Source organism: Rhizobium aouanii (genome assembly GCF_037002925.1).
GTDB lineage: Bacteria > Pseudomonadota > Alphaproteobacteria > Rhizobiales > Rhizobiaceae > Rhizobium > Rhizobium aouanii.
Map to the genome: position 1 here is coordinate 247,278 of NZ_JBAMYD010000011.1, position 9,679 is coordinate 256,956.

8 protein-coding genes and 1 pseudogene are annotated in these 9,679 nt (G+C 60.4%); 2 read left to right on the forward strand and 7 right to left on the reverse strand.

Annotated elements, in window-relative coordinates; translation table 11 throughout:
- Positions 1-97: 97 nt before the first annotated feature.
- On the forward strand, positions 98-994 hold the full coding sequence (locus tag V8P77_RS20690; RefSeq protein ID WP_335914040.1) for a LysR family transcriptional regulator: 897 nt from the start codon (positions 98-100) through the stop codon (positions 992-994).
- 367 nt (positions 995-1,361) lie between these two features.
- Entirely contained in the window at positions 1,362-1,892 is a 531-nt protein-coding gene (locus V8P77_RS20695; protein WP_335914041.1) for a dihydrofolate reductase family protein, read from the forward strand.
- A 29-nt stretch (positions 1,893-1,921) separates the two neighbouring features.
- Here V8P77_RS20695 and V8P77_RS20700 read toward each other — a convergent pair whose 3' ends face one another.
- From V8P77_RS20700 to V8P77_RS20730, 7 genes and pseudogenes are all read right to left on the reverse strand, one after another.
- On the reverse strand, positions 1,922-2,734 hold the full coding sequence (locus tag V8P77_RS20700; protein WP_335914042.1) for a carboxymuconolactone decarboxylase family protein: 813 nt from the start codon (positions 2,732-2,734) through the stop codon (positions 1,922-1,924).
- A gap of 61 nt (positions 2,735-2,795) precedes the next feature.
- On the reverse strand, positions 2,796-3,689 hold the full coding sequence (locus tag V8P77_RS20705) for an alpha/beta hydrolase (RefSeq protein WP_335914043.1): 894 nt from the start codon (positions 3,687-3,689) through the stop codon (positions 2,796-2,798).
- A 91-nt stretch (positions 3,690-3,780) separates the two neighbouring features.
- Positions 3,781-4,248, reverse strand: a pseudogene (gene repC, locus V8P77_RS20710) (plasmid replication protein RepC); the annotation flags it as partial.
- A gap of 199 nt (positions 4,249-4,447) precedes the next feature.
- The gene (gene repB / locus V8P77_RS20715) at positions 4,448-5,437 is read right to left on the reverse strand and encodes a plasmid partitioning protein RepB (RefSeq protein ID WP_335914044.1); all 990 of its coding nucleotides are present in this window, start codon (positions 5,435-5,437) and stop codon (positions 4,448-4,450) included.
- On the reverse strand, positions 5,434-6,651 hold the full coding sequence (repA, locus tag V8P77_RS20720; RefSeq protein WP_335914045.1) for a plasmid partitioning protein RepA: 1,218 nt from the start codon (positions 6,649-6,651) through the stop codon (positions 5,434-5,436). The genes repB and repA overlap by 4 nt, the downstream gene beginning before the upstream one ends.
- Positions 6,652-6,926: 275 nt before the next feature.
- Positions 6,927-7,118, reverse strand: coding sequence for a hypothetical protein (locus V8P77_RS20725; protein WP_335914046.1), 192 nt, complete (start codon positions 7,116-7,118; stop codon positions 6,927-6,929).
- A gap of 878 nt (positions 7,119-7,996) precedes the next feature.
- The gene (locus V8P77_RS20730) at positions 7,997-9,670 is read right to left on the reverse strand and encodes an IS66 family transposase (RefSeq protein WP_335914051.1); all 1,674 of its coding nucleotides are present in this window, start codon (positions 9,668-9,670) and stop codon (positions 7,997-7,999) included.
- Positions 9,671-9,679 lie beyond the last annotated feature (9 nt).

Genomic DNA, 9,679 nt, shown 5'->3' on the forward strand with positions numbered 1-9,679 from the left:
CTTTCGAAGCCTTCGTTGACCTCGACTGAAAGATAATACGGAGAACCCGAGTGTTTAAGTTGCTAATCCAAGATGCCTTGGTTAGAAATGCTAACCAATGGTCGACGATCTCGAAGGCATTTCGGTTTTTCTTGCGGTGGCGGAGGCGCGCAACTTCCGCCTCGCCGGCGAGCGGCTTGGCGTCACCCGCTCCGCCGTCAGCCAGGCCCTGCAACGCCTGGAGGATCGCGTCGGCGTCGCCCTGGTCCAGCGCACGACGCGCAGCGTCAGCCTGACCGAAGCCGGCGAAGTGTTCTTCGACGCGGTTCGTCCATCGGTCCGCCAGGTCAGGGATGCGATGCAGACGGTGCGGGAAATGCAGGCGCGCCCGAGCGGCCTGCTGCGGATCACCGTTTCCTCGATCGCCGAGAACTTCCTATCCGGCACCTTGCTGGCTGGCTTCATGGAAGCCTGCCCTGAAATCAAACTCGATATCACCATCACCGATGACGAATTCGATATCGTCGAGGCCGGCTTCGATGCGGGTGTTCGGCTCGGCGAGGTGATCGAACAGGATATGATCGCGATTTCAGTCTCCGAAGAGCAGCGACAATGCGCGGCCGCATCCCGCAGCTATCTCGAGCGCCGCGGCCACCCCTGCCATCCCGGCGAGTTGCAGAACCACGCCTGCATCGGATGGCGACCACGCCCGGATACGGCACCCTATCGCTGGGAATTCACCGAAAACGACCGCGACTTCGACGTCTCCGTCGATCCCACAGTCACGACCAATGACATGGGAATGATGATCCGCATGGCCTGCGCGGGAGCAGGCATCACCTTCGGCATGGTGGAAACCTTCGAGCCCTATATCGACCGCGGGGAACTCGTGCCTCTGCTGGAGGATTTCTGTCCACCATTCCCGGGCTTCTATCTCTACTACCCCAGGCGCCAGAGGCAGCCGCTGAAGCTGCGCGCATTGGTCGATTATGTCCGCAAGTCGGATAAGGGTTAGATGCGAGGCAGATAGTTCCGTCACCACACTATCGCGGGTCCATGGCTTGAGACGGCGGAGTACTAGGATACCGCAGCTACGCCAGTGAGGGCCCGGGTTGCCTTCGGCCGAGGGCGCACCAGCAAATGGAATGTAAAGACGTGGGTGATCATCAGCAGAGGCACGTAAATGATCGGCGGTACCGCTGACGGATGGCGCCGTCTATAAGCTGCTGTAGCGTGGCCGATCCTCTAAGCGGGTCAGCAACTCGCACAATAGCCCACTTCGAAAACCAATTGCGATATAAAACCGGTTGAGCTAACTTACAACAGATTGCACAATGCAATCAGATCTGCCCGGATATGTCGTTCAAGGAAAGGAAGTGAGCATGGCTAAACTCGTGTTCGGAATGAACCAATCCCTGGACGGCTACGTCGATCATATGGCGTTTGGGCCAAGCCCCACGCTATTCCGTCACTTCATCGAGGAGGCGGAGCGGCAGGCGGGCAGCGTGTACGGCCGCCAGATGTATGAGGTCATGCGTTATTGGGACGACGAACATCCTGAATGGGACGCAGAGCGACGGGCCTTCGCGGCAGCGTGGCGGAACCAGCCGAAATGGGTCGTCTCGCGCTCGTTGAAGTCGGTCGGTCCCAACGCCAGGCTTGTTGGGGAAGATCTTGCGGCCGCGATCCGTGAGTTGAAGGCGGAACGTGACGGGGAGATCGAAGTTGCCGGCCCCAATTTGGCGCAAAGCCTCACCCAACTTGGCCTGATCGATGAGTATCGAATCTACCTGCACCCCGTCGTGCTCGGTCACGGCAAGCCATATTTCGCCGGACCCCGGCCGCCGCTCCGCCTTTTGGCTCATGACCGGATTGGCGAGGATGTGATCAAGTTGACCTACGTTCCGGCTTGATCTCGCGACTTGCCAGATGAAATCGCCGCTCAGCCGGGGGCCTCGGCGCCCAAGATGCGGGTCACAACTTCTAACGCCTTCGTGGCCTTGCCCCAGCCGGCGTAGAAGCCAAGCTGCGTCAGCGCTTCCGCAATCTGGTCACGGGTGAGGCCCGCTTCAACACCGCGGCGCAGGTATGGCTCCAACAGATCCGCGTCGCCCATTCCCGCGAGGGCAGCGATGGTGACAAGACTGCGGTCGCGCACGCTAAGGTCGGACCGCAGCCACAGGTCACCGAACACGACCCGATTGGTGAGGTCTGCGAACTTGGGCGCGACAATGCCGAACTGGGCAGTGACCGCATCGGCTCCCGCGGCGTCTGTGGCGGCAGGTGCAAGAGGCGGCAGGGCAACTTGTAACGCTGCGAAGTCCACATTCCGTTCGGTGTAGACCTCGTCAAAAACCTCGAGTGCCGTGACCGCGCTGGGCCATCCGGCATATAGGGCGAGGTGGATAAGGACTCCTGAGGCCTCTACAGGTGTCACGCCATTGTTAAGCGCGCGGGTCAGATGACCGCGAAGCTGCCCGGGTTTATTGGTGGCAATGAGCACCGAGATCACGGCCAGGCTGCGGTCGCGCGGCGACAAGCCCGGCCCCGGCCACACCTCGCCAAAAAGAACCTCGTTTGTGTACTTCGCTAACCCCGGCGCCAGCTTCTGCTGAAGTGCGCCGGAGGCGCTAGCCCTCGCCGGCTGCTGGGCTGCAGGGGCTGCCTGTTGGCTTGCCAACTGTTCGGGTTGAGACTGTGCTTGGGCAGCACCTGCGGGTATCAGGGCCGTGATCAGCAGGGCGGCTAATTTCATAACGAATCTCCTTTTGTCGATGCCCTCCGGGCCGGCCTTCGACGATCCTTTCACATAATTTCTACTTGCTGTCAGAGGTCGTAGTGGCTGCTGAAATCAGCGCGTGCTTTTTCCAGAACCTGGCGGCCTCCGATATCCATCCAGCCGCACTGGTGCCAGAACCGATGCCAAAGCCATGGCCGACATCATCATAGAGCCGATACTCGACCGGTGTGCCCTGCTTCCGCAGAGCTTCGACGCGTCGCTGCATGGCCGCCGGCGGGGAAATGCCATCATGTGCGCCGACCACCACGAAAGTGGGTGGCTCAGTCGCCGCATAATCGGAGTGGGCGGTATAAGCCATGACAACAGCGGCAGGCTTGGGAAGGGGCTCACCCCCGAAAGCCGCCGTGCCATGCGAGCCCATGGACGCCGCCAGTCGTGCGCCGGCGGAACTTCCCCAGAGCGAATAGTTTTCGGTGCTGACGCCGAGCTGGCCCGCGTTGCGGAAAATGTAAGCCAGGGCGGCAGACAGATCGCCCATTGCGGCCGCGCGTCCCTGGCTGACGCGATATCGCAGCACAAACGCATTCAGGCCCTCGGCATTGATGCCTGCCGCATAGGGAAAGCCCTCGTGAACGGAGCCGACATAGGAGAACCCGCCGCCTGCGGCGATCACGGCAAACGGTGCGCCTGCCTTGCCGCGGAAAAAGAACAGACCAGTCTCGTTCAGGGACGGATCAGCCCGTTTTTGCTCGGCGGTATAGATGTCATGGAAGACCGTATTGCCAGCAGTCTCGTCATCAATCATCCGGTTCAGGCCGGCAACGACAACCTCCGGATCAACATTCGTGTGATACGGCAGGAGGGCGCCAAAGTCGCGGATCAGCATCGTATCATCGACGGCACGCTCGTTCCGCGGCATGATCAAAGGGGCAAAGCCAGAGAAGGCCGGATGTCGCAGAAGATCCTGCATCGGACTGTCTGCAGTCAGGTGGGTGGAACGGCCAGCCTGCCCGCTGGCCAGGCGGCTCTGTTCCGAGCTCGCCAGCGCCGGCGCCGGCTGCGGCCGCGAGCTGTTCGATCTCCTCGGCACGGGCAAGCAGCGGCGCGAGCGAGAAGCCGAACGCCTCGTCGACCTCCCCTGCCCTGTCCCTGCGGACGTAACGCTTGCCGTTGGGGCTATCCTTGCGCACCAGAAGACCTGCCTCGACGAGCGCGGCGAGATGACGTCGCACGGTCTGTTCGGCCATGCCATGCGTTCTGAGCGAAAGCTGGATATTCGACGGGAAGACGATCAAACCGTTTCCCTGGGCCAGCTCATTCTTCGGATAAAAGCTCAAAAGAGCGTTGAGCACGGCAAGCGCTCGATCGCCGATGCCGAGCAACGGCTTTGCTTCGCATAGTGCGCGAAACAATTTCCACTTATCGACCGACTGATCCGGCTTGATCTCCCCGGCCATGACTTGATTTGCAAGCATGCCAAGCGTCATCGACCGTCGCCCGAAGGGCGTCGTCACATTCCCGGTTTCCATATCTTCCACCTCAACGAGGCAAAAGAAATCCACTCACCAAAACGGCGCCAAAAACTCTTGACAGCGATTCTCGGAAGTGCGATTCTCGGAGGTGTTCAAGACTACGAGGAAAGCTTCCGTGACGGTGACGTTCGGGGGCTTTTTTCTTTTGCGCGTTATCTCCTATCCGGATTGTCAGCTGACAATCCGTCTAACTGCCTCATTTTCCCTCATTTTCCTCTTCGAACTCAGCGGCGAGGCCTATCAACCGCTGAGCCAGGAATTCCGAAAACGCCGCCGATTTGACGGTGATGCGAAAGGTTTTTCCGGAGCGGGCCACCAAAGCAAGCGGCGCGCCCCCTTGGGTCCGGAGCGTCTGCTCGGCCCGCTGCGGTGCGCTCTTCTCCTCCAGTGCCTTCCAGATGACATCGAAGCGGCTGTTGGTCTCCAACGCGTCAAAACCGGCGGCAGTGATTGCGGCCCGCGCCTTCTTCTGTCCGCCCGTCTCTCTGAACTTCTCGGCAAACGCCAACCAGCGCGGGCGTCCGACCTTGGGGGCCGGCCCGATGGCGAGAATGATCTCGGGGTCGATCGTCTGAGCCACCTGCAGGAGCCTTGACGTTTCCGGCTTGTCTGTCGCCAGCGCCTTGGCAATCATGTCGCGGCTGAAGCCATGTTCATCCATGCGGCGTGCAAACAGTGCCCGCTCGATAAAACTCAAGTCGACACGGGGGCCATTTTCCTGACCCTGTGCGAGGATCAGCTCTTCATCCGTGAGCTTTCGCACGACGGCTTTAACAGGAACCCCGATCTCTGCCGCCGCCCGCAGGCGCCGGTGGCCATAGGCGGCCTGGTAGTGCCCGGCCCTTGCCGGGTCCGGCCGCACCAGTATCGGAACCTGCTGTCCGCTTTCCTGGATGGATTGCTTCAATCGCTCGAACTCGGCATCCTTGTCGACCGGAATACGGTCACGGATGAAGGACATTTCGACGGCAGCCGGATCGATCTCCAGCACCTTGTCGCCCGCGGCCAGCGATTCGCGCAGCGCCTTGGCGGCGGCTGCTTCCTCTCCCAGCCGTCCAAGCGACAGGTTCATCGCCTTGACCGCTCCCGATGGCCGATGCGGTTGCTGCGCGCTCGGCACCTCCCGCCGTGTCGGCTCGACGGCGCCGACCATGCTCTTCAGGATGTCGCGTCCTTTTGGGCTCATGTCCTGCTCCATGCGCTGCGAATGAGTTGCTCGACCTCGGCATTGACGCTGTCGACGGATTCAATCCCGCGGTCATAGGTCTGGCGATGCATCGTCTCGCGTCCCGCCTCGTAGATGGTCTGCTTCGACAGGCCCGCATCCGAGACCGCTGTCGACTTGACCATCATGGAGGTCAGGACGCGCTCCCCGAACAGACTGCGCAAGAAGGCGACGATCTGCGCCTGCGGTCCATCATTGGCCTCATAGCGCGTGATCAGATAGCGCATCCAATCATAATCGAGATTGCCGCCTGCCTGCTTGACCACCGCAAGAAGGTCGGAGGTCATCGTCAGGAACTGGTTCATCGACGCGACGTCGAGCATCTGCGGGTGGACGGTGATGAGGACGGAGGTGGCGGCGCAGAGAGCAGACAGTGTCAGGAAGCCGAGCGTCGGCGGACAATCGATGATGACGACGTCGTAGCTCTGTTCCAGCGAATGCAGCGCATTGCCGACCCGCATGAAGAACATGTCCTTGTCGTCGCGGTTGGTGTCGGCGAGCGCCTTTGGCGTATCGTGTTCGAACTCGTGCAGTTCCAAATTGCCGGGAATGAGATCGAGCCCCGGAAAATAGGTCTGGCGGACGATGTCGGCCACGTCGCGTCGCGTTTCATCATACTTGATGGCACCGTAAAGCGTCTCATTTTCGCCAACGTCGAATTCGGGCTGATATCCGAGCATCGCCGACATTGACGCCTGCGGATCGAGGTCGACGGCGAGCACGCGGTAGCCGCGAAGAGCCAGGAACTGCGCCAGGTGGATTGATGTCGTCGTCTTGCCAGAGCCGCCTTTGAAATTGGTGACGGCGATCACCTGGAGATGGTCGCCCGGCCGGCGCATCGGCAGATAGGAGGGTTTGGTGCGCCCGAGATGCTGGCGCATCGCATGGATTTCCTCAAGCGAGAACACCCGTCGTCCGGCCGCAGTCTTTTCCGGGTTGATGCTTTCCACCTGGGCGGCGAGGTGGCGAACATAGCTGTCGGTTACGCCGAGCAGCTTGGCAGTCTCGGTGCTGCTGAACCTACGTAGCGATTTGCGGGCGTCGGGCGAAAACAACCGCTCGAACAACACCTGCAATTGGCTGCTGAGCATCGTCGAGTCCTGCGCGATCGTCTGGTCGATCGAAACTCGACTCGCTCTCCTGGCTTTCTCAACAATCGCGGCCTTGGTCGGCATTCACGCAAATCCTGATAAATCGGGTAATTTTGCGCAAATGATCGTGAGTCTGCCGATTCCGTCAAGCGATTTCTTGGTTAGCCAATAGATAACAGACAGGATTCGACTAAAAAATCACGTGGAATTCCGTAATCTTAGCGCGATTGTCAGCTGACAATGGCGGCCGTGTCCGCCTCCATCGACGGCCACCCTTAGCGCATCTCAGCATATTTCAGCACGGCAGAACGCCATTACCGACTCACTTGAAGACACATCCACCGCTTGGGCATGCCGGATCAGGCAATCCGTATCTCATTTATAGACAGACGAACGGCACAGCTTTCGACCTCCAGCCCGTGGACGGATTCGCTGCCGGAGGCCTTGTCATTTGCGTCTTGGGTTTCGGCGACGCGGCGTGGCTGAGCAAGGCTCAGCATTTGTTCGAGACGGCCGGCATTGAGCGGAGCGCTTATTCCCTTGAAGTTCATGATCCATCTTTCGTCTGCGCATCGATTGCGTGAAGCCGTAGAGATAAGCGCAGTTTGAACCTGCCGAGAACCATCCGCCGGCGTTATCACCATCTTTTCCGATGCCGCGCTGGAAAGGGGAGGGGAGAGCTCCATCTTCAAGCGCCGCTCTGACATGCGGCCTTCGGCAGCGAGGCTCGCCGTCTCGGATCGCTTCGGCGCGCAGAGATCGTGGCGCGCAGGAGCGGCCTGCCATGCGAGACTGAATCTTCGCCGGAGCACTGGCGAACCGGCGCTGTCTCCGATCACAAGGCATCACCGGAATTCCGAGATGCCGGTGTGGGGCTCACTTCAGGGAGCGCTGTTGCTGAGTGATATCGGGGAAGGGAGGTGTGGCCGGGGTCTAGGTCGGCAAAATACTGAGGGCAGGGGGCGTTGAAAAGTGGGGGGATCGTTTGTCCCGAGATCCGATCGATCGCCAGGCCAGGCTGATGACACCAGTCCGATCAGATGCCGGCAGTTGTGCGCGAATAGGTCTGCGACATCCCGTGGGCGTCATCCTCCGCGAAGATCACAACAGCGCATGCTAGGCGAATCAGGTCGCGGCGGGTATCATCGATACTGCTAATCGGGATCATGCGTTGGCATCGCAGACGTTTGCCGATAGCCTGATCAACCAGATCTCACTCCTATTCGGCAAGCGGCTGTCTTCCCTAGCGGAACTTATTTGCAAGTTCGCTTCCGTCTGCGGAATTCCTTCTTGTTTACCTGCTATTTACCATAATGCTCCACGGCCCGTTCGATCCGGCGTTCATGGTAAGCGGGGCCGATTTGGTGGCGATGCCGAGACAATCAGCATGTATGACGCAGAAGCAGGGTGCTCGAAGGGCCGAGAGCGTTCAGGCGCGAGCTGCAACCAGGGAGGCGAGGGGTGCAACAGCATGATCTTCGTCATTGATCCCCAGCCGATCGCCAAGATAGTGCCAGAACGAAAGGCCGAGCTTTTGGCAGGTCTTCATCAGGCCGAGCATGCTGTCACGCGCCTGCCGACCGTTGCGACTGACCGTGCCGCCGGAGATCTTTCGCTTGATGACAAGTCCGCGCAGATCTCTTTCCGACGCATTGGTGTGGAGCGGGGTTTCAGGCCGCTCCAGCACCCGCAGCAGTTCGTCCTTGCGGCGACCCAGTCGAAGCAGCAGTTTGTCGAGGTCGCCATAACCGGTGCGCAGCGAAAAGATCCGATCGAACCGGGCCTGAAGGCCCCGGGCTGCACGGGGATCAGGTCTTCGCCGATAGGCTTTCAGGGCCTTGTAAAAGTGCCAGACAAGCTCGCGCAGGGTGTCGACGTGTTTCACTTGGCCGGGCGTCGCCGGCATCAGCTTGTGCAGCAAACGCTCGGCGTGGATCCAGCACAGTGCATGGGTGCCGACGCGGAATTGTCCGGCATCGTCGGACACGATCACCGCATTGCCGACCAGACCATGATGGCGGATGGCGCCCCAGATGCCGGCCTCGGCAAACGGGCGGATTATGTCCTTGTCGAAGATGTCGATACCATTGGCGGCCAGATACTCGAGAAACGGAACCTGATTGGCAAACCGCCGCGGTTCACATGTCTTCAACCGCGCCAGAAGGGCGGGGTCCACCTGACGGTTTTCCAGAAAGGTGAAGGCGGCATCGTTGAGAACATAATCCTGATAGTTGCCGCGCAGCAGGGCCAGAAAGTTCAGCCGCGACTTCGACGGCGTCGTGCGGAAGGCGGTGAACTGTTCGCCTCCGATCTGTGTCGTATGGAAATTGCGATTGGCATGGCGGGCACCTGTATCGTCGACCGTGACAAAGGGAGCCGAGACCAGGCCGGCATGCAGCACGGCGGCATCCTCTGCATGAAAGCCATCCAGCCGCTCTGTCAAAAACCGGATGACCTGGCGTTTGGAAATCTCGACACCGACATCGTTCAGCAAGGTCGTCAATCGCTGCGTTGTGACCTGCCCATGGCTATGAAGCATCAGGCAGAAGCGACGCAGACTGGCGCCGTAGCCGCCCTTTATCCCTGCTGGCAGCGGCGCAATGATCGTGCGTCCTTCCGGTGTCACCCAGCATTCGCGGCGATAGCGCACCACTTCGGCCCGCACGACCAGATCCCGGACCACGCAATCCTTGTAGCCTTTAAACCGCGATCCAGGTGGGGCTCTGGCAGGCAGTACCTCTTGGCGCGTGGCGCTCCCCGTGTCGCCCTTCGGCCCGCGACGCCGCGCAGGCTTTCGGCTGCCGGCAACCGCCTTGTCGCTCGTTGCCTGGTCCATACCCGAGGGCCTGAATGGTGGGCGTGGCGGCAGGTTTTTAAGCCGCGCAATCTCATCGCGCAGAAGCTGGTTGTCGACCTTCAGCCGGGTGTTCTCGATCCTCAGCCGATCGTTTTCTTGACGAAGCTTTCCGTTGTCAGCCTCGAGCGCCTCAATCCGGATCTCTGCCCGATCGGCCCGCGCCACAAGTCCCGTCACCAATTCCCGCAGCGCCTTCAGCGACAGCGTATCGGCATGCTCGACCATGGGGAGGCGGCGCTTCGTCATAAAGGAAGG

Coding starts and splice junctions, on each gene's coding strand:
- repA (WP_335914045.1), bottom strand. CDS start 6,651: ATGCCGACCAAGGCCGCGATTGTTGAGAAAGCCAGGAGAGCGAGTCGA.
- V8P77_RS20695 (WP_335914041.1), top strand. CDS start 1,362: ATGGCTAAACTCGTGTTCGGAATGAACCAATCCCTGGACGGCTACGTC.
- repB (WP_335914044.1), bottom strand. CDS start 5,437: ATGAGCCCAAAAGGACGCGACATCCTGAAGAGCATGGTCGGCGCCGTC.
- V8P77_RS20730 (WP_335914051.1), bottom strand. CDS start 9,670: ATGACGAAGCGCCGCCTCCCCATGGTCGAGCATGCCGATACGCTGTCG.
- V8P77_RS20690 (WP_335914040.1), top strand. CDS start 98: ATGGTCGACGATCTCGAAGGCATTTCGGTTTTTCTTGCGGTGGCGGAG.
- V8P77_RS20705 (WP_335914043.1), bottom strand. CDS start 3,689: ATGCAGGATCTTCTGCGACATCCGGCCTTCTCTGGCTTTGCCCCTTTG.
- V8P77_RS20725 (WP_335914046.1), bottom strand. CDS start 7,118: ATGAACTTCAAGGGAATAAGCGCTCCGCTCAATGCCGGCCGTCTCGAA.
- V8P77_RS20700 (WP_335914042.1), bottom strand. CDS start 2,734: ATGAAATTAGCCGCCCTGCTGATCACGGCCCTGATACCCGCAGGTGCT.